Raw genomic sequence first — 16,589 nt, forward strand, 5'->3', positions numbered from 1 at the left:
AGACAGCTGATGCATTTCTGGATTTTCTATTTTAATCGCAATTGGCGCTAATCGAAACGGTGTTGGGGTGCACAGAAATGCTCCCTGGCTCTCCTCAACTATGCTGCAACGCACCAAAAAATTCTGCCTTAGACAGTGGGGAATTGCTTGTCGACGTGTATTGCTTCGCACAACCTAAGGTGATTACTAATTTGCTCGGGGAGTGCCGAGGCAGGACAAAAGCTGCAGATCGGCCGCGTCAGTTAGCTAAGTGAGAATTATTGATGTCCGTAAGCTTCGGAGATTTTTATAAAAGCTTTGGGTTCTCTGAATACCCCTTCTCGGTATATACATCGGAAAATGAACGCAGTCATGGGAAAGACTTATTCGTTGATTTTTCGATGTACAGCCCAATAATAGAAGGGTTCAATAACGGACGTACAATGCTGCTCGCAGGTGACAGGGGGACGGGCAAGACAGCGATAATATATGATTTTTGCAGGAAGGTGGATGAAAATTGTTTGGTTGTGAATATCAGTGATTATTCGGATCTAAAAGTCGGATTTAATTCAGAAGACTTTTATAACTATATTATCTGTCAGCTCAGTGAAAGACTTTTTGCAAAGATGGCGTCTGACAAAAAAACTGGCTCACAGTTGAATAAGTCGGATAAAGTTTTGTTATCTTATTTTTTAGCAAAGCACGTGAAGCAGGCTAGCAAAGATGATTTGCACCGGAAAATTGTCAATCTTCAGGTCGATTGGAAAACAAGATTAGGTGGAACAATTTATAGCATTTTGCGGATACCTTTAAATATCGGCGCTAATGCGACAGTGACATTTCTTTCGGATATCATTGCCCAAGCTGCGGGCGTGGCGAAACATCCGACAGAATTTAGAGAATATTTCCAAGATATGACTAGTGCTGTTGATGATGATTTTTCTGATACGGGGTCCAGCCTTTCCACGCTCAAAAAACTAACAGCACTTGCGAAAAAAGTAGGTTACTCGCGGATAGTAATTGTACTCGATAAAATCGACGAAGATGCTCGCCTGAACAACTCAGCGGAAGAAATAGCCGAATTTATCGAGCCCATTGTTACCGATGTTAGACTGCTTACAACAGAAGAATTTCAAGTCGTCGTTGCGCTTTGGATCATTCCTTATAATATGTTGAAAGATAAGGTCAGGACTCAAAAGATCTATTGCCCATCTGTGAGTTGGGATAATACGGATTTAGTTTCTGCTGCAAATCGAAGAGTCTCGGTTTTTTCGAGCAAAAATGTTAGGGAAGTGTCGTCGATATTCGAAGATGGATCTGATACGGTAGGATTTTTAGAAATATTGGAGCTGGCGAATAAAAATCCTCGAGATCTTTGGCATCTTCTTGATAAAAGCTTCAGGGCTCAATATAAGATAGATCCAAACTCATCTAAGATTTCTGCAAATGCACTTGCCCACGGTATCAATGACTTCGTGTGCCAGTTCAATTTTTATGAGTATTATCCTAGAAAGTCGAATGCGCGCGCAAATTCAATGGATATTTACGCGTATATTAAACATTTGGTAAAACTGCCTGGCCCCGACTTCACAAAAAATCAGCTTAATGACAAGGCTGGGACTGGCGGCTCAACTCATAATTATGTTGTTGCTATGGAAAGCATGGGACTTGTTGAGCGTAGCGGTCAATCAGGTGGTAGTACAACTTTTCGAATTCGCGATCCTAAGGTGGTTCATGCCCTTAAAAATAATCTGGATATCGCACGCAGCAACTGAACAAGAATGAGTGTTCACACCTAAGCCCGCCCCGCCGCCATCTCCTCCGCCAACACCCGAGCAAATTCCTCCGCGCTGACCCCCTCCCCCGCCTCCGCCCCCTGCGCTCGCAAGAACCCCTCGAAGGCCGCGTGGAAGGCCGGCAGCGTCATCCGGTCGATCTGCTCGGGTGTCCATCCCACGGCGCCCCCGGCGGCGTAGAAGGCGGAGAGGTCGCCGGGGGTGTGGGCGCGGTCCCCTCCGCCGCGGGTTTTCCCGCGGTGGCGTTCGTCGGCACGCCGTTCACCGCCGCCGCGACGATCGCGCCGGCCAGCGGCAGGAAGTCGATCAGCGGGGCGTCGCGGTAGCGCAGCACCAGGGCGCTCGCCTCGATGGCCGGGGTGCCGCCGCCCTCCAGGCCGAGGCGGATCGTCTCCCACACGTCCCGCACGGAAAACTGGTGGCTCGCGATCCGCATCAGGATCGCGCCGATGCCGGTGCCGGTCAGGCGCTCCAGCTCGCCGATCTCGCCGAGGCGGAGCTGGAAGCGGCGGCGCTGGCCGGCGAAATCGGCATCGACCACCGTCCGGCCCGTCGTCGCCGCGCTCATGCGGAGGCGGCCGCCCAGGTGAGGGCGTCGTCGCCCCGGAACTGCGCGGTGAAGTTCACGAGGCCGTTGTTCTGGCTCGTCAGCTCCAGGCTCTCGAAGAACACGGCGCCGGTGTAGGTGCCGCCGCCCTGGGCGGCGGTCTTGTCGATCAGGAACTGGTAGCGGCGGGGCGTCTCGGCGTTGGCGTCCGCCTGGAGGTCCTGAAACCGCTTGGCGTCGGCCACGCCCGCGAGGCGCCCGCTCCAGCCCCGCGAGGCCAGGATGCTCTTCCGGTGCGGGATCGCCGTCGGCGTGTCGCAATCGGGCACCGTCGCGTCCTCGAAGGTGTTCGTCTGCGTCAGCGTCTTCGATTGGGCGATGCAGACGAAGGTGAAGGTCTCCGGCGTGCCGCCGTTCGAGCGCAGCACCCGGAACCGGTTGCCGGCGAGGAGATCGGGGGAACTCATGGGGCCGCATCCTTCGCGATGGTGGTGGTGAGGTCGAGGAACAGGGCCTTGGGGGCGAGCGGGTCGATCACGTCGCCCGCCTGGGTCACGTCGAGGCGGCTCTGCAGGCTGAAGGGCGCGGGCAGCGTGAGCGCCGGGGCGTCCTTGCCGTCCAGCGCCTGGACGATCGCCTCGACGAGGCTCCAGCCCCGGGCTCGGCCGAAGGCCGTCGTCACCGCGTAGAGGCGGCAGCGGATCTGCCAGACTTGGGAGCAGTCGAGCGGCACGCGCTGGCGCTGGATCGGGCCGAGGTAGACGTAGGGCGTGCCCGTGCCGGGTTTGCGGTCGTTCGGCACCTCGTCGAAGATCCGCCCTGCCACCAGGGCGGCGACGCCGGGATCGGCCACGAGGATGTCGGTGATGGCGGCGATGAGCGCCGTCTCCGGCGTCACGGGGCCGCCTCGCCCGGGGGCCCGGCCGGGGGCACGGGGCCGGATTCGGGCGCGTCCTCCGCGATCCGCTCGCCCGCGCCGTTCGCGACGATGAGGGCGGCATGGGCCGTCGGCACCCGCTCGTAGGGCGCCTCCCGGGCGGCGTAGAGGATGGTGGCGACGTCGTTCGCCTTCACGACGATGTCGCGGGTGATCTTGACCTTCGGCATGGTCAGGCTCCTCCCTCGTCCCAGGCGCGGGCGGGTGCGTCCACCAGGCCCTCGCGCCATTGCGCCAAGCCCTCGCGGACGGAGTTCCAGAAGAAGGGTTCGGGGGCGGTCTCGCCCGACGATGCCCCGCCCCGCGCATGCAGGGCCGGGTGGGCGTCGTCCGCGAAGGCGTCCCCGGCAAAAAAACCGTCATCGGCGACGGCCGCATTCCGGTGGCCGAACTCGACGAAGCGGGCGTACTCGGCCGCGCCGTGGACGGCGCTCGCCTCCACGGTGAGGCGATGGCCCTCCTGGCTCCAGCCGATCCCGTGGAGCAGGCGCCCGCTATCCACCGGCACCCGGCCGCGCATCCGGTCGACCATCAGCGCCGCCGCCTCCACGGCCGAGCGGTCGCCGCGCAGGGCGAGCTTCACCGCGTATTTGGCGACCTGCCCGGTGAGGCGTTCGAGGCCGATGACCTCGGCGGCCGTGTCGATGAGCTTCAGGCCCGGCACGAGCCCCGGGGCGCGGGCGAAGGCCTGCGCGGCGGGTGTCAGGTCGAGGGTGGCCTGCGCCCGGCTCGCCCCGGCGGCGAGGCCGGTCCAATCGACGCTCATGCGCCACCCAGATGTGAGGACACGCGCAGGCGCAGCAGGCGGCTGCGCCGGTCGGGCAGGCCCACGCCCTCGATGGCGAAGTCGCGGCCCCGGATCACGCAGCGATCCGCGTTGGTGAGCGTGCGCGATTGCGCCGTGTCGCGCACGACGAGGGTGCCGCTCTCGACATCCTGCGCCCGCCCGCCCTCGACGGCCTCGCGGGAGGTCTCGGGGCGGTAATTCGCCCAGAGGGTGAAGGCCTCGGCATAGTCGCCGCGCTGGCGGCCCTCGCCGGGCCGCTGCAGGAAGGCGACGCGCAGATCGAGGCGGCCGGGATCCATCCGGTTAAACCCCTTCCGCCTCGCCCCAGCGCCGGAAGGGCGCGCACAGGGCGGCCACGGCGCGGTTGGCGCCGATGTCGATATCGCCGAGGCGGTTCTCGTAGAGCAGGGCGACGATGATCAGCAGCGCCTGGAGGAGCGGCGGCGGCACGGCATGGGTCGCGGTGGCGCCGGGCGGCGGCGGATGGCCCGCCCGGTAGCGCAGGCGCACCGCGTCGGGCCGGGGGGCGGTGGGCGGCAGGGCCACGCCCGGCGCGGCATACAGCCGGTCCCCGTCGAGGAGGAAGGCGGCGGGCGCGAGGCTCTGGGCCGATCCGTCGGGGGCGGTGAAGCTGAGTGAGACGAGGGCGATCACCGGCCCGCAGGGCAGCGCCAGCCCGTCGAGGGCCGCGAAATCCGCCACCCGCAGCTCCAGGGTCTGCGGGCCGAGCGACCGGCCGAGCCAGCCGCCCGGCCCATCGAGATGGGCCTGCGCCACGGCGATGAGGTCGCGCAGGGTGTCGTCGGCCTCGTCGGTATCGGGCCGGACATGGGCCTTCACCTGGGCCAGGGTGAGCAGCGCCGGGGACGGTTCGACGACGAGGGGCGTCACCGGCGCCGCCTCCGGTCAGGCTGTCTCGGCCGGGGCCGCGCGGCGGCGGCGGCGGTCGGCGTCGAGGTCGCGCTGGGACACCTGATGATGCGGCTCCAGCGGCGGAATCTCCACGCCATCGAGGGCGCCCTCGATCGCCTCGGCATGGCCGAGCCGCTGCAGGTCCCGGGCATGGGCGACGTCCGTCTCGAAGCGGTCGCCCTCCTCGACGAGGCCGTTCTTGTCGTTGCGCACGCGGGGATTGTGGAAGGTGGTCTTGGCGACCATGCGGATAGTGTCGGTCATGATCTCTCCCGGTGGATCGTAGAAGGGCCGGGCGGGCCGACAGGGTCGACCCGCGATCTTGTGGCATGTGCGCGCAAAGCGTACATTGTGGTATGGAGTTGGAGTGGGACGATGCGAAGGACGCGGATTGCCGGGCGCGCCGGGGCTTCGGCTTCGCGGACGCCGCCGGCATCTTCCTCGGCCGGACCGTCGAATGGGTGGATACCCGGCGGGACTATGGCGAGGTCCGCGTCAACGCGATCGGCGAGTGGGACGGCGATTTCTACACCGTGACCTACACGGACCGGCAGCAGGCGGACGGCCACTCCGTCCGCCGGATCATTTCGGCTCATCTCGCACACAGGAAGGAGCGCAGGGCATGGCACGCATCAGCTTGAACGATCTGCGGTCCCGGGCCTCGACGGTGGATCGGGCGCGGGTCGAGGCGGCGTCGGAGGCGGACATCCTCGCCGAGCGTGCCGCCGATCCGGATGCCCCGGGGGACCTGCCCGCCGATGCGCGGATCGTCGAGCCGCCGAGGGCCTTGCGGGTCCGGCTCGGCCTGACCCAGCCCGAAATGGCGGAAGCGCTCAGGATTCCCCTCGGGACATGGAGGAACTGGGAGCAGGGCCGGACGAGCCTCGAACCGGCCGCCCTGTCCCTGCTGCGGATCGTGGCGCGCGAGCCGGCGATGGCCTTCGCGAGCCTTGCCGACGTCCCCGGCAAGGCACCACCGTCGCGCTGACCTCCGTCCCGGATCGCGGCGTGCGAGGGGTCACGGGGTGACGAACGTGCCCTTGATGAGCGCCTGGGGCCGCCGCACGACGAGGGCGAGGCGTTCCTCGGCCAAGAGCGTCACCATGTTCTTCACGAAGTTGTCCCGGTCCTCCGTCGAGATCAGGACGGCGGCATCCTCCCGGTCGAAGATCTGCGCGGCGTAGCGCAGCGCCCCGGTCAGGAAGGTGTTCTGCGGCATCGCCAGGGACACGGCGACGGGCAGGCCCCAGAGCGTCGGGCCGATCAGGCCGGCCGGGTTCGCCCAGATGTAGCGGCCTTGGCCGTCCTTCGTGAGCTCGATCGCCGCCCAGTCGGCCGGGTTCAGGACGTGGCCCGTGGCCGGATACAGCGCCAGCGTCGCCTGGAGCATGGCGAGGCGCAGCCGATCGATCCGCGTTTCGCTCGCAACGGTGACGCCCGACGGCGCGGCGTAGGCGGTGGCCTGCGGCAACAGGCCGAGGAGGTTGGTGCCGGTGCCGTCGCCGAGCAGCAGCTGCTGTTCCTCGGTGAATTCCAGTTCCGCGACGACGGGATCAGCGTCGAGGCCGACGACACACGGCCAGCGGAGAGACGCGGCACGCTTGCGCAGCGCGAAAGGGTCGTCGTTCTATGACCGGCATGCCCCGCCCGCGCCCCAAGCACCTGCATCGCGAAACCACCCGCCACGGCGAGACCGTCTGGTACGTCCGCCGGGGATCCGGGCCGCGCACACGCCTGCGAGCGGCCTACGGCACGCAAGAATTCTGGGCTGCCTATGAAGCGGCTTTGCGCGGCCACCCGATCGCCGACGCGCCGAAGGGCAGCACGGTCGGCACGCTCGGCTGGCTCGTCGCCCGCTACATGACGAGCGCGCACTGGACCGAGGCGCTGTCGGCGGCGACGCGAGCGCAACGCGGGGGCGTGCTGAAGGAGACGGTGCGGATCGCCGGGGCCGAGCCCATCGAGGCGATCACGGCGCGGGCGATTCGCGAGGGCCTGGACCGGCGCGCGGCCCGCCCGCACGGCGCCAACAACTGGCTCAAGACGATGCGCGGCCTCTTCGCCTTCGCCGTCGAGCGGGAGTACCTGCCGGCCGATCCGACGCGGGGCGTGAAGCTGCTCGGCGGCCCGAACGACCGCAACGGCTTCCACACATGGACCGAGGACGAGGTGGCGCGCTTCGAGATCCGCTGGCCGCTGGGCACGCGGGAGCGCCTGGCGCTCGATCTCCTGCTCTACACGGGCCTGCGCCGGGGCGACGCGGCGCGCGTCGGCCGCCCGCACGTCCGCGACGGCAGGATCCGCATTCAGACAGAGAAAACAGGCCAGGAGGTCACGATCCGCATCCTGCCGCCGCTGGCCGCTTCGATCGCGGCGAGCCCGGTGGGCGAACTGACGTTCATCGCAGGCGAGCGCGGCCGACCGATGACGAAGGAGAGCTTCGGCAACTGGTTCCGGGATGCGTGCGCGAAGGCCGGGGTGCCCGGCCGGGCTCACGGCCTCCGCAAGGCGGGCGCGCGCCGAGCGGCCGAGAATGGCGCGACGGAAGCCGAGCTGAACGCGTGGTTCGGATGGGCCGAGGGAAGCTGGGAGAGCGCGACGTACGTGCGCGGCGCCAATCGAAGGAAGCTCGCCGAGCGTATTGCCGACCGCTGGAATGGTGACGCTATTCCCGCACCTCAACACCCGGTGCGGGAGCGAGAGCAAAAAAGCGAGACTTCTGAGATTGTTAGGAAGTTGATGGCTCCCCGAGCAGGACTCGAACCTGCGACAAGGCGATTAACAGTCGCCTGCTCTACCAACTGAGCTATCGGGGATCACGGCGGTGTCTCTACAGTCGCGGACGGATCCGCGCAAGACCCGATTTGCGGAAAGATCCTTGCCGGCTGAGGAGTGGCACGGGGGACACGGTCCGCCCGGCGGGGGGAAGCTGCGTGGCGATGGTCGGGGGGCAGGCGCGGCGCCGGCCGGACCCTGGCGGGGCCCGGCCGGCGAGGCGGGTGGCCGGGCGATGACGCCGGGCGAAGAGGGCGGACCGGAGCCCGTGACGACGTGGTTCGGTTCCGCCATCGTGCGGCCAGCAGGGCAGGCCGTCGCGACGGCACGTCTCTAGCACCGGGTTGGTTAATTCTATCTCTCGGAAGAGTGCCGAGGCCGGTCCGCGACCCTGCGGAGATCTACGGAGACGCGCAGGCGCCCAGGGCAGGGCGAGGGCCGGATCGTCCGACGGAGGTGCTGGGGAAGAAGGGTGGAGGCCTCGGAGGGAATCGAACCCCCGTACAAGGATTTGCAGTCCTCTGCGTAACCACTCCGCCACGAGGCCATCGCGTTCACGGCGCAGGGCGCCGCGCGGGGCCTGGCGGTCGGCCCCGGAGGCCGCGTCTCTAGCAGAGGTCGCCCGGCCGAGGCAACATCGCCGGGGGCGGGATTCGTCGCAAGCCCCGGCGGATTCCCCGGACCGGGTTAGGCCCGACCCGCCACGGCGACGATCAGGTCTGCCAGACGCGTGGCATCGCCTCCCCGCGATAGGCGGCCACGAACCGGGCGAGGCCCTCGCGCAGGGGGCCGATGGCGGGGCCGAGGCAGCGCACCGCGAGGTGCCCGTTCCAGGCGCTGGCGGCGGCCTCGGCGCCCTCCCCCGAAGGTCCCCCTCCGGCGAGGCCCGCGGCCTCGAGGAGGTGGCGTGCCTCCTCCAGCCGCCCCTCGGCCCCCGGCGACGCATCGAGGAACGTCGCCGCCGCCCCGGCCCCGCCGCCGATGGCGCGGCGGGCGAGGCGATCCGAGATCGGGCCGTCGAGGCGCACGGTGTCGGCATAGACGAGGCGGCCCGCCCGCCGCACCTGCCAGCGGTCCACGAACAGTCCCTCCGCGATCCGCTCCCGCCGGGCCGCCCGGCCGAAGGCGACGATCTCCAGGGCGAGGAGCCCGGCCCCCTCGGCGAGATCGACCGCGAAGCTCCGGCGCAGCCGGGCGCGGTCGAACAGGATCGTCTCCTGCGGCACCCAGGCGAGGCGGGCCCCCTCCCCCAGCACGACCCGGTTGTCGATGGTGCTGTCCGGCCCGTCCGAGCGGTAGATCTTCTCCGCCGCCGTCGTCGTGAAGACCAGGGCGCTCCCCGGCGCGAGGTCGAGATCGACGGTGAAGCTGTCGCCGCAGGCGATCCCGCCGGCCGTGTTGACGAGCACCGCCTCCGGTACCGCCCCGGCCTTCGGGAAGCGCAGGCGCGAGGGACCGGATTCGGCGAGGTCGCGCAGGCGCGTCGGGCCGCCCTCCCCGGCCGGACCCACGGTCAGGCGGAGCGTGCCCGTCGAGCGCTGGCGCGGCGGTGCCGTGTCCGGGCCGGGGATTGCCTCTTTCGTGTGCATCGAATCTCAACCGCGCTCTGCCTGTTCCGTGGGCAGCGTCTCGAGTGGGGAGGCCGTCCGGTCGAGGATCCGCCGCCCGAACAGGCTCGCCACCAGTTCCACCAGCACCCGCGCCGAGCGCCCGCGCTCGTCCAGGAACGGGTTCAGCTCCACCACGTCGAGGGAGCGCACCAGGCCGCAATCGTGGAGCATCTCCATGATGAGATGCGCCTCGCGGAAGGTCGCCCCGCCGGGCACCGCCGTGCCCACGGCGGGCGCCACGGAGGGGTCGAGGAAGTCGATGTCGAGGCTCACGTGGAGGTGGGCGCCCGCGGTCGCCGCCTGTTCGAGCACGCGGCGCAACGGGGCCACGACCCCGAACTCGTCGATGGCACGCATGTCCGTGACGCCGACCTGCCGGGCGCGGACCAGGGCGCGCTCGCCCGCATCGACGGAGCGCAGGCCGAACAGATGGACGCGCCGGGGATCGAGGGGCGGCGGCGCGGGCTGCCGGAACAGGCCGGAAAAGCCCGGCTCGCCGCATAGCGCGGCCAGCGGCATGCCGTGGACGTTGCCCGAGGGCGAGGTCTCCGGCGTGTTGAAATCGGCATGGGCGTCGAGCCACAGCACCATCAGGGGCTGGCCGGTGCGGGCGCAATGGCGCATCGCGCCGTCGACGGAGCCGAGCGACAGGCTGTGGTCGCCGCCGGCGGCCAGCGGCACCGTGCCCGCCGCCAGCGCCGCCTCGACCTCGGCCGAGAGCGCCTTCGCCCAGGCCGCCACCGCCGGCAGGCCGGTCGCGCCGGGCGGCAGGGCCTCGGGCGCGACGTCGCCGCGATCCTCGACCGCGTGGCCGAGATCCCTCAGGGTGCGCACCAGGCCGGCGGTGCGCAGGGCGGCGGGGCCCATCAGGGCGCCCGGCTCGCTGGTGCCGACCTCGACGGGCGCGCCGATCAGGGCGATGCACTGCGGGGTCTCGGAGAACTCTGGCGTCATCGGTGTCTCCGGGGATGGCCGGGCCCGGCCTGGGCGCTTCCCACGAAACCCCCGCTGCGCCGTCGCGGCCGGGGAGAGACCTTCGGGGGATCGGCGTGTCGTGGGGAGCCCTTAGCAGAGACCGGGCCGCAGGGTGATGACGCCGTCGCCTCCGCCGCGCGGCCGGGCGCTCATGCAATCGAGGGTTTTGCCCAAAAAACTGGCATGACCGTTGCTTAGGCACCGCCGTCTCGTGCAGACGACAAGGGGAAGACCGTGAAAGCTTGGAAGACCTGGAGTTCGGCCGCCGCCCTGGCCGCCGGATTGACCATGAGCGCGTTCGGCGCCGGCGGCGCACGGGCCGAAGAGACCATCAAGGTCGGGATCCTGCACTCGCTGTCGGGCACGATGGCGATCTCGGAGACCACCCTCAAGGACGCGATGCTGATGCTCATCGCCGAGCAGAACGCCAAGGGCGGCGTGCTCGGCAAGAAGCTGGAGCCGGTGGTGGTCGATCCGGCCTCGAACTGGCCGCTCTTCGCCGAGAAGGCCCGCGAGCTCATCAGCAAGGACAAGGTCTCGGCCGTGTTCGGCTGCTGGACCAGCGTGTCGCGCAAGTCGGTGCTGCCGGTGTTCAAGGAACTCGACAACATCCTGTTCTACCCCGTCCAGTACGAGGGCGAGGAGAGTGAGCGCAACGTGTTCTACACCGGCGCCGCCCCGAACCAGCAGGCGATCCCGGCGGTCGATTACCTGATGTCGGAGGATGGCGGCGGCACCAAGCGGTGGGTGCTGGAGGGGACGGACTACGTCTACCCGCGCACCACCAACAAGATCCTCGAAGCCTACCTCAAGTCCAAGGGGGTCAAGGACGAGGACATCATGATCAACTACACGCCCTTCGGCTTCTCCGACTGGCAGACGGAGGTCTCGAAGATCAAGGCCTTCGGCTCGGCGGGCAAGAAGACGGCCGTGGTCTCCACCGTCAACGGTGACGCCAACGTGCCGTTCTACAAGGAGCTCGGCAACCAGGGCATCAAGGCCACCGACATCCCGGTCATGGCCTTCTCGGTCGGCGAGGAGGAGCTCGCCGGCATCGACACCAAGCCCCTCGTCGGCCACCTCGCCGCCTGGAACTACTTCGAGTCGATCAAGACGCCGGAGAACGAGGAGTTCATCAAGAAGTGGCAGGCCTTCAAGAAGAACCCGAAGGCCGTCACCAACGACCCGATGGAGGCCCACTACATCGGCTTCAACATGTGGGTGAAGGCCGTGGAGAAGGCCGGCACCGCCGACCCCGACAAGGTCATCGCCGCCCTGCCGGGCATCGAGCAGAAGAACCTCACCGGCGGCACCGCCACGATGCTCCCCAACCACCACATCACCAAGCCGGTCTTCATCGGTGAGATCGAGGGCAACGGTCAGTTCGACGTGGTGTGGAAGACCGACAAGCTCATCCCCGGCGAAGCGTGGTCGAAGCAGCTCGAGGGCTCGAAGGACCTGGAGGCCGACTGGGTGAAGCTCAACTGCGGCAACTACAACACCAAGACCAAGAAGTGCGGCGGGGCATAAGGCTGCCGCTTCCCCTCACACCACGACGTGCCCTCCTCCCCCTTGTGGGGAGGAGTTGGAGGTGGGGGTGGTGCCGGAGAGATCTCGGCGGTGCCTTCTGAACCACCCCCACCCCTGACCCCTCCCCACAAGGGGGAGGGGAACGTGCCTCGCGCCACCCAAAAGCCCGCATGATCCGCCTCCTCACCCTCCTCGCCCTGCTGCTCGCCGGCCCGGCCTTGGCCCAGGCGCCGGACCCCTACGCGCAGCTCGCCGGCGACGGCTATGCCGAGATCGAGGCCGGTGTCGCCGGGCTCGCCGCGAGCGGCGATCCGCGCGCCGGCGCGGTGCTCTCCGCCCTGTCGGACGGGCGCCTGCTGGCCCGGCCCTCGGACAAGGCCCTCTTCATGCGCCAGGGCGCCGCCCTCGTCGATGCGAAGACCGGCGCGCCCGCCGCCGACGATCCGTCGCTGAAGGCGGTGCGCACCAACAACCGCGTCCGCCGCGGCATCGAGGCGGCGCAGGGCCAGCTCAACCTCGTGAGCCCCGATCCGGCCAAGCGCCGGGAGGCGGCGGATGCCGTGTTCAAGGCCCGCGACGCCGCCGCCCTGCCCGCCCTCGACACGGCCCTGGCCCGGGAGAAGGACGCGGGCGTCAGGCAGGCGATGACCGAGGCCCGCGCGGCGGTCGTCCTGGCCAAATCGGGAACGTCCGAGGCGGACAAACTCGCGGCCATTCCCGCCATCCAGGCGCGGGGCGACGGCGATGCCATGGGCATCCTGCGCGGGCTCCAGGCCGATCCGAGCGAGGGCGTGCGCGCCGCCGCCGGCCGGGGCATCGCGGCGATCGAGACCCGGCTCGCCCTCCTCAGGGCGCTCCAGAACGTCTGGTACGGGATTTCGCTGGGCTCGGTGCTGCTGCTGGCCGCGATCGGCCTCGCCATCACCTTCGGCGTGATGGGCATCATCAACATGGCCCACGGCGAGATGGTGATGCTCGGGGCCTACACGACCTACCTCGTGCAGGAGGCGATCCGCACCAAGGCCCCGGCCCTGTTCCCGTGGTCGCTCGCCATCAGCATCCCCTGCGCCTTCCTCGTGGCGGGGCTCGTGGGCGTGCTGATCGAGCGGTGCATCATCCGCTTCCTCTACGGGCGCCCCCTGGAGACCCTGCTCGCCACCTTCGGCGTCAGCCTCGCCCTGCAGCAGGGCGTGCGCTCGATCTTCGGGCCGACCAACCGCGAGGTCGGCGCCCCGGCCTTCATGAGCGGCGCCTTCGACCTGTTCGGATTGTCGATCACGTGGGGGCGTCTCTGGATCATCGCCTTCGCGTTCGCCGTGTTCCTCGGCCTGCTGTTCGTGCTGCGAAAGACCTCGTTCGGGCTGAAGACCCGGGCCGTGACCCAGAACCGGCGAATGGCCGCGGCCATGGGCATCCGCACCCCTTACGTCGATGCCCTCACCTTCGGCCTCGGCTCCGGCATCGCGGGCATCGCCGGGGTGGCCCTGTCGCAGATCGACAACGTGTCCCCGAACCTCGGCCAGGGCTACATCATCGATTCGTTCCTGGTGGTGGTGTTCGGCGGCGTCGGGAACCTCTGGGGCACGTTGGTGGCGGCGCTGACGCTGGGCGTCGTGAACAAGCTCGCCGAGCCGTATATCGGCGCGGTGCTCGCCAAGATCGGGCTCCTGATCTTCATCATCCTGTTCATCCAGAAGCGCCCGCGCGGGCTGTTCGCGCTCAAGGGCCGGGCGGTGGAATCGTGAGGGCGGACCGCTCTCCCCTCCCCCTTGCGGGGAGGGGCCGGGGGTGGGGGTGGTGCAGAAGGCACCGTTCCGCTCGATCCGGCACCACCCCCACCCCTATCCCTCCCCGCAAGGGGGAGGTGAGACGCGCGCCGTCTTGCGGAGACGCCCCATGACCCGCCTCATCGACCTCAAGGGCGCGATCTTCCTCGGCCTGCTGGCGGCCTTCTGCCTCGTCGTGCCGGTGCTGAACCTCGCCGTGCCGGCGGGTTCGGGCCTGCACCTGCCGACCTACCTCGTCTCGCTGTTCGGCAAGTACCTCGCCTATGCCCTCCTCGCCGTGAGCCTCGACCTCGTCTGGGGCTATTGCGGCATCCTCTCGCTCGGGCACGGGGCGTTCTTCGCGCTGGGCGGCTACGCCATGGGCATGTACCTCATGCGCCAGATCGGCGCGCGGGGCGTTTACGGCAACCCGGTCCTGCCCGACTTCATGGTGTTCCTGAACTACAAGGAACTGCCCTGGTATTGGCTCGGCTTCGACCATTTCGCCTTCGCGGCGCTGATGGTGCTGCTCGTGCCGGGGCTCCTCGCCTTCCTGTTCGGCTGGCTCGCCTTCCGCTCGCGGGTGACGGGGGTCTACCTGTCGATCATCACCCAGGCGATGACCTACGCCCTGATGCTCGCCTTCTTCCGTAACGACATGGGCCTCGGGGGCAACAACGGCCTCACCGACTTCAAGGATCTGTTGGGGTTCAACGTCCAGTCCCAGAACTTTCGCGTGGGAATTTTCGTGGCGACGGGCGTCGCGCTCGCCCTCGGCTACCTCATCGCCCGGGTGATGACCGTCTCGGCCTACGGGAAGATCCTGATCGCCGTGCGCGATGCCGAGAGCCGCACCCGCTTCCTCGGCTACCGGCCGGAGCACTTCAAGACCCTGGCCTTCACCGTCTCGGCGATGATGGCGGGCGTGGCGGGCGCCCTCTACGTGCCGCAGGTCGGCATCATCAACCCCGGCGAGTTCGCGCCCGGCAACTCCATCGAGGCGGTGATCTGGGTCGCCGTCGGCGGGCGCGGCACGCTGGTCGGGGCGGCGCTCGGCGCCATCGTGGTCAACTACGCCAAGACCGTGCTGACGGGGGCGATGCCCGATGCGTGGCTCTTCGCGCTGGGCGCCCTGTTCGTGGTGGTGACGCTGTTCCTGCCGCGCGGCATCGTCGGCACGCTGGTGGAGAGGTTCGGCGGCCGCCGGGCGGCGGCGAAGCTCCCGCCGGAGCCCGCCATCCCACCGAAGCTCGCGGAAGAGGGGCAGGGCTCGTGAGCACCGCCATCATGGAACGCCCCGCGACGGCGCTCGGCCCCGCCAACAAGACCAAGGTCACCGACGCGCTGCTCTACGTCGATGACCTGCGCGTGACCTTCGACGGCTACAAGGCCCTGCGCGGCCTGTCGCTGACCCTGCTGCCGGGGGAGATGCGGGCGATCATCGGCCCCAACGGCGCCGGCAAGACCACGATGATGGATTGCATCACCGGCAAGACCAAGCCGGACAGCGGCACCGCCCTGTTCGACGGCAAGCACGACCTCTTGGCCCTCGACGAGCCGGCCATCGCCGACCTCGGCATCGGCCGCAAGTTCCAGAAGCCGACCGTGTTCGAGAGCCACACGGTGGCGGACAACGTCCTCCTGGCGCTGAAGGGCCCCCGCGCGGCCGCCGCCTCCCTGTTCGGCTGGCGCAACCGCGTGGCGGGCGAGCGCATCGACGCGATCCTCACCACCGTCGGCCTCATCGCGCACCGCGCCCGCCCGGCGGCCGACCTCAGCCACGGGCAGAAGCAGTGGCTGGAGATCGGGATGCTGCTGGCGCAGGACCCGAAGCTCCTCCTCGTGGACGAGCCGGTGGCCGGCATGACCGATGCCGAGACCGCACAGACGGCCGAACTGCTGCGCCGGATCGCGGGCGAGCACGCGGTGGTGGTGGTGGAGCACGACATGCATTTCGTGCGGGCGCTCCAGTGCCGCGTCACCTGCCTGCACGAGGGTGCGGTGCTGGCCGAGGGCTCCATCGACGCGGTCTCAGCCGACCCGAAGGTGGTCGAAGTGTATCTGGGGCGGTGATGGCGCGCCGCACCGTCATTGCGAGCGCAGCGAAGCAATCCAGGGACGCGCCGCGTCCGGAGGCGTCCCGCCGCCCTGGATTGCTTCGCGCTGCTCGCAATGACGGCATCGTCTTTCACGTGTCGGGCGGGACCATACCATCATGCTGAGCGTCGAGGGCATCGACCTGTATTACGGCGCGGCGCAGGCCCTGCGCGGCGTCTCGCTCAAGGCCGAGGCGGGACGGGTGACGACCGTGCTTGGGCGCAACGGCGTCGGCAAGACCTCGCTGCTCCGGGCCATCGTCGGTCAGCAGCCGGTGAAGGGCGGGGCGATCCGCCTCGACGGGCGCGAGATCCAGGGCCTCGCGCCCTACGACCGGGCGCGGGCGGGCATCGCCTTCGTGCCCCAGGGCCGGGAGATCTTCCCGCTGCTGACGGTGAAGGAGAACCTGGAAACCGGCTTCGCGCCCCTGAAGCGCCGGGACCGGCACGTGCCGGGCGAGATCTACGACCTCTTCCCGGTGCTCAAGGACATGCTGCACCGGCGGGGCGGCGACCTCTCCGGCGGGCAGCAGCAGCAGCTCGCCATCGGCCGGGCGCTGGTGACGCGGCCGAAGCTCCTCGTCCTCGACGAGCCCACGGAGGGCATCCAGCCCTCGATCATCAAGGATATCGGCCGGGCCATCACCTACCTGCGCGGCAAGGGCGAGATGGCGATCGTTCTGGTCGAGCAGTATTTCGAGTGGGCCCGCGACCTTTGCGACAGCTACGCCGTGATGGACCGGGGCCAGGTGGTGCTGTCCGGCGACCGGGCCGGGATGGTCGAGGCCGATGTGCTGAAGTGGATGTCGGTGTAAGGCGCCGTCTTCTGACCCGCGCCGGTCGAGCGCATCCCCTCTCCCCGCAAGCGGGGAGAGGGCT

At 68.1% G+C, this 16,589-nt stretch carries 19 protein-coding genes, 2 tRNA genes and 1 pseudogene; 9 read left to right on the forward strand and 13 right to left on the reverse strand.

Features of this window, described 5'->3' with window-relative positions:
• Window positions 1-263: 263 nt before the first annotated feature.
• The gene (locus MFF06_RS05555; protein ID WP_238202026.1) at window positions 264-1,754 is read left to right on the forward strand and encodes an anti-phage protein; all 1,491 of its coding nucleotides are present in this window, start codon (window positions 264-266) and stop codon (window positions 1,752-1,754) included.
• 148 nt (window positions 1,755-1,902) lie between these two features.
• Here the strand turns inward: MFF06_RS05555 and MFF06_RS05560 are convergent, their stop codons facing one another.
• From MFF06_RS05560 to MFF06_RS05595, 8 genes are read right to left on the reverse strand one after another with little or no spacing between them, the layout of a single operon-like run.
• Window positions 1,903-2,343 (reverse strand): gene transfer agent family protein, encoded by a 441-nt coding sequence (locus MFF06_RS05560; RefSeq protein ID WP_238202027.1) that lies wholly within the window; start codon window positions 2,341-2,343, stop codon window positions 1,903-1,905.
• Window positions 2,340-2,789: a phage tail tube protein gene (locus MFF06_RS05565; RefSeq protein WP_238202028.1), complete on the reverse strand. Its 450-nt coding sequence runs from the start codon at window positions 2,787-2,789 to the stop codon at window positions 2,340-2,342. The genes MFF06_RS05560 and MFF06_RS05565 overlap by 4 nt, the downstream gene beginning before the upstream one ends.
• Window positions 2,786-3,220 carry a DUF3168 domain-containing protein gene (locus tag MFF06_RS05570; protein WP_238202029.1) on the reverse strand — a complete coding sequence of 145 codons (435 nt, stop codon included), beginning with the start codon at window positions 3,218-3,220 and terminating at the stop codon, window positions 2,786-2,788. Before MFF06_RS05570 ends, MFF06_RS05565 begins: the two co-directional genes overlap by 4 nt.
• A complete protein-coding gene (locus tag MFF06_RS05575; RefSeq protein WP_238202030.1) occupies window positions 3,217-3,429 on the reverse strand; it encodes a hypothetical protein in 213 nt (70 codons plus the stop codon). Before MFF06_RS05575 ends, MFF06_RS05570 begins: the two co-directional genes overlap by 4 nt.
• A gap of 2 nt (window positions 3,430-3,431) precedes the next feature.
• On the reverse strand, window positions 3,432-4,025 hold the full coding sequence (locus tag MFF06_RS05580) for an HK97 gp10 family phage protein (protein WP_238202031.1): 594 nt from the start codon (window positions 4,023-4,025) through the stop codon (window positions 3,432-3,434).
• Complete coding sequence (locus MFF06_RS05585) at window positions 4,022-4,345, reverse strand: head-tail adaptor protein (RefSeq protein ID WP_238202032.1); 324 nt, start codon at window positions 4,343-4,345, stop codon at window positions 4,022-4,024. The genes MFF06_RS05580 and MFF06_RS05585 overlap by 4 nt, the downstream gene beginning before the upstream one ends.
• A 4-nt stretch (window positions 4,346-4,349) precedes the next feature.
• Complete coding sequence (locus tag MFF06_RS05590; RefSeq protein ID WP_238202033.1) at window positions 4,350-4,937, reverse strand: head-tail connector protein; 588 nt, start codon at window positions 4,935-4,937, stop codon at window positions 4,350-4,352.
• A gap of 15 nt (window positions 4,938-4,952) precedes the next feature.
• The gene (locus MFF06_RS05595) at window positions 4,953-5,222 is read right to left on the reverse strand and encodes a hypothetical protein (RefSeq protein WP_238202034.1); all 270 of its coding nucleotides are present in this window, start codon (window positions 5,220-5,222) and stop codon (window positions 4,953-4,955) included.
• Window positions 5,223-5,314: 92 nt separating this feature from the next.
• Here MFF06_RS05595 and MFF06_RS05600 point away from each other — a divergent pair, with 92 nt between their 5' ends.
• Together MFF06_RS05600 and MFF06_RS05605 are read left to right on the forward strand one after the other, a co-directional pair.
• Entirely contained in the window at window positions 5,315-5,599 is a 285-nt protein-coding gene (locus tag MFF06_RS05600; protein WP_238202035.1) for a BrnT family toxin, read from the forward strand.
• On the forward strand, window positions 5,581-5,946 hold the full coding sequence (locus MFF06_RS05605) for a helix-turn-helix domain-containing protein (protein ID WP_238202036.1): 366 nt from the start codon (window positions 5,581-5,583) through the stop codon (window positions 5,944-5,946). Before MFF06_RS05600 ends, MFF06_RS05605 begins: the two co-directional genes overlap by 19 nt.
• 30 nt (window positions 5,947-5,976) lie before the next feature.
• Here MFF06_RS05605 and MFF06_RS05610 read toward each other — a convergent pair whose 3' ends face one another.
• Window positions 5,977-6,567: a phage major capsid protein gene (locus tag MFF06_RS05610; protein ID WP_306421652.1), complete on the reverse strand. Its 591-nt coding sequence runs from the start codon at window positions 6,565-6,567 to the stop codon at window positions 5,977-5,979.
• Between the two features lie 437 nt (window positions 6,568-7,004).
• On the opposite strand from MFF06_RS05610, the pseudogene MFF06_RS05615 reads away from it, so the two are divergent.
• Window positions 7,005-7,505, forward strand: a pseudogene (locus MFF06_RS05615) (tyrosine-type recombinase/integrase); the annotation flags it as partial.
• Window positions 7,506-7,698: 193 nt separating this feature from the next.
• On the opposite strand, the gene MFF06_RS05620 reads toward MFF06_RS05615, so the two are convergent.
• From MFF06_RS05620 to rocF, 4 genes are all read right to left on the reverse strand, one after another.
• Window positions 7,699-7,774: transfer RNA gene (locus tag MFF06_RS05620), tRNA-Asn, on the reverse strand.
• A gap of 432 nt (window positions 7,775-8,206) precedes the next feature.
• Window positions 8,207-8,280 (reverse strand) — tRNA-Cys (locus MFF06_RS05625).
• 166 nt (window positions 8,281-8,446) lie between these two features.
• On the reverse strand, window positions 8,447-9,322 hold the full coding sequence (locus MFF06_RS05630) for an urease accessory protein UreD (protein WP_238202037.1): 876 nt from the start codon (window positions 9,320-9,322) through the stop codon (window positions 8,447-8,449).
• Window positions 9,323-9,328: 6 nt separating this feature from the next.
• On the reverse strand, window positions 9,329-10,297 hold the full coding sequence (gene rocF, locus MFF06_RS05635) for an arginase (protein WP_238202038.1): 969 nt from the start codon (window positions 10,295-10,297) through the stop codon (window positions 9,329-9,331).
• A 309-nt stretch (window positions 10,298-10,606) separates the two neighbouring features.
• Between rocF and urtA the strand changes: the two genes are divergently transcribed.
• The 5 genes from urtA (at window position 10,607) to urtE (ending at window position 16,525) form a co-directional block, all read left to right on the forward strand.
• On the forward strand, window positions 10,607-11,848 hold the full coding sequence (urtA, locus tag MFF06_RS05640) for an urea ABC transporter substrate-binding protein (protein ID WP_238202039.1): 1,242 nt from the start codon (window positions 10,607-10,609) through the stop codon (window positions 11,846-11,848).
• Between the two features lie 170 nt (window positions 11,849-12,018).
• Window positions 12,019-13,593 (forward strand): urea ABC transporter permease subunit UrtB, encoded by a 1,575-nt coding sequence (gene urtB, locus MFF06_RS05645; protein WP_238202040.1) that lies wholly within the window; start codon window positions 12,019-12,021, stop codon window positions 13,591-13,593.
• A gap of 151 nt (window positions 13,594-13,744) precedes the next feature.
• Window positions 13,745-14,890: an urea ABC transporter permease subunit UrtC gene (gene urtC, locus MFF06_RS05650; RefSeq protein ID WP_238202041.1), complete on the forward strand. Its 1,146-nt coding sequence runs from the start codon at window positions 13,745-13,747 to the stop codon at window positions 14,888-14,890.
• Window positions 14,887-15,687, forward strand: coding sequence for an urea ABC transporter ATP-binding protein UrtD (urtD, locus tag MFF06_RS05655; protein WP_238202042.1), 801 nt, complete (start codon window positions 14,887-14,889; stop codon window positions 15,685-15,687). Before urtC ends, urtD begins: the two co-directional genes overlap by 4 nt.
• Window positions 15,688-15,829: 142 nt before the next feature.
• Window positions 15,830-16,525 carry an urea ABC transporter ATP-binding subunit UrtE gene (gene urtE / locus MFF06_RS05660; RefSeq protein ID WP_238202043.1) on the forward strand — a complete coding sequence of 232 codons (696 nt, stop codon included), beginning with the start codon at window positions 15,830-15,832 and terminating at the stop codon, window positions 16,523-16,525.
• The last annotated feature ends 64 nt before the right edge of the window (window positions 16,526-16,589 follow it).

Origin of the sequence: Methylobacterium aerolatum (assembly GCF_022179085.1) — a bacterium.
GTDB classification, from domain to species: Bacteria; Pseudomonadota; Alphaproteobacteria; order Rhizobiales; family Beijerinckiaceae; genus Methylobacterium; species Methylobacterium aerolatum.

Bases quoted from the DNA above. Each gene is read 5' to 3' on its own strand.
- MFF06_RS05555 (WP_238202026.1), top strand. From the start codon at position 264: ATGTCCGTAAGCTTCGGAGATTTTTATAAAAGCTTTGGGTTCTCTGAA.
- MFF06_RS05560 (WP_238202027.1), bottom strand. From the start codon at position 2,343: ATGAGCGCGGCGACGACGGGCCGGACGGTGGTCGATGCCGATTTCGCC.
- MFF06_RS05565 (WP_238202028.1), bottom strand. From the start codon at position 2,789: ATGAGTTCCCCCGATCTCCTCGCCGGCAACCGGTTCCGGGTGCTGCGC.
- MFF06_RS05575 (WP_238202030.1), bottom strand. From the start codon at position 3,429: ATGCCGAAGGTCAAGATCACCCGCGACATCGTCGTGAAGGCGAACGAC.
- MFF06_RS05580 (WP_238202031.1), bottom strand. From the start codon at position 4,025: ATGAGCGTCGATTGGACCGGCCTCGCCGCCGGGGCGAGCCGGGCGCAG.
- MFF06_RS05585 (WP_238202032.1), bottom strand. From the start codon at position 4,345: ATGGATCCCGGCCGCCTCGATCTGCGCGTCGCCTTCCTGCAGCGGCCC.
- MFF06_RS05595 (WP_238202034.1), bottom strand. From the start codon at position 5,222: ATGACCGACACTATCCGCATGGTCGCCAAGACCACCTTCCACAATCCC.
- MFF06_RS05600 (WP_238202035.1), top strand. From the start codon at position 5,315: ATGGAGTTGGAGTGGGACGATGCGAAGGACGCGGATTGCCGGGCGCGC.
- MFF06_RS05605 (WP_238202036.1), top strand. From the start codon at position 5,581: ATGGCACGCATCAGCTTGAACGATCTGCGGTCCCGGGCCTCGACGGTG.
- MFF06_RS05630 (WP_238202037.1), bottom strand. From the start codon at position 9,322: ATGCACACGAAAGAGGCAATCCCCGGCCCGGACACGGCACCGCCGCGC.
- rocF (WP_238202038.1), bottom strand. From the start codon at position 10,297: ATGACGCCAGAGTTCTCCGAGACCCCGCAGTGCATCGCCCTGATCGGC.
- urtA (WP_238202039.1), top strand. From the start codon at position 10,607: ATGAGCGCGTTCGGCGCCGGCGGCGCACGGGCCGAAGAGACCATCAAG.
- urtB (WP_238202040.1), top strand. From the start codon at position 12,019: ATGATCCGCCTCCTCACCCTCCTCGCCCTGCTGCTCGCCGGCCCGGCC.
- urtC (WP_238202041.1), top strand. From the start codon at position 13,745: ATGACCCGCCTCATCGACCTCAAGGGCGCGATCTTCCTCGGCCTGCTG.
- urtE (WP_238202043.1), top strand. From the start codon at position 15,830: ATGCTGAGCGTCGAGGGCATCGACCTGTATTACGGCGCGGCGCAGGCC.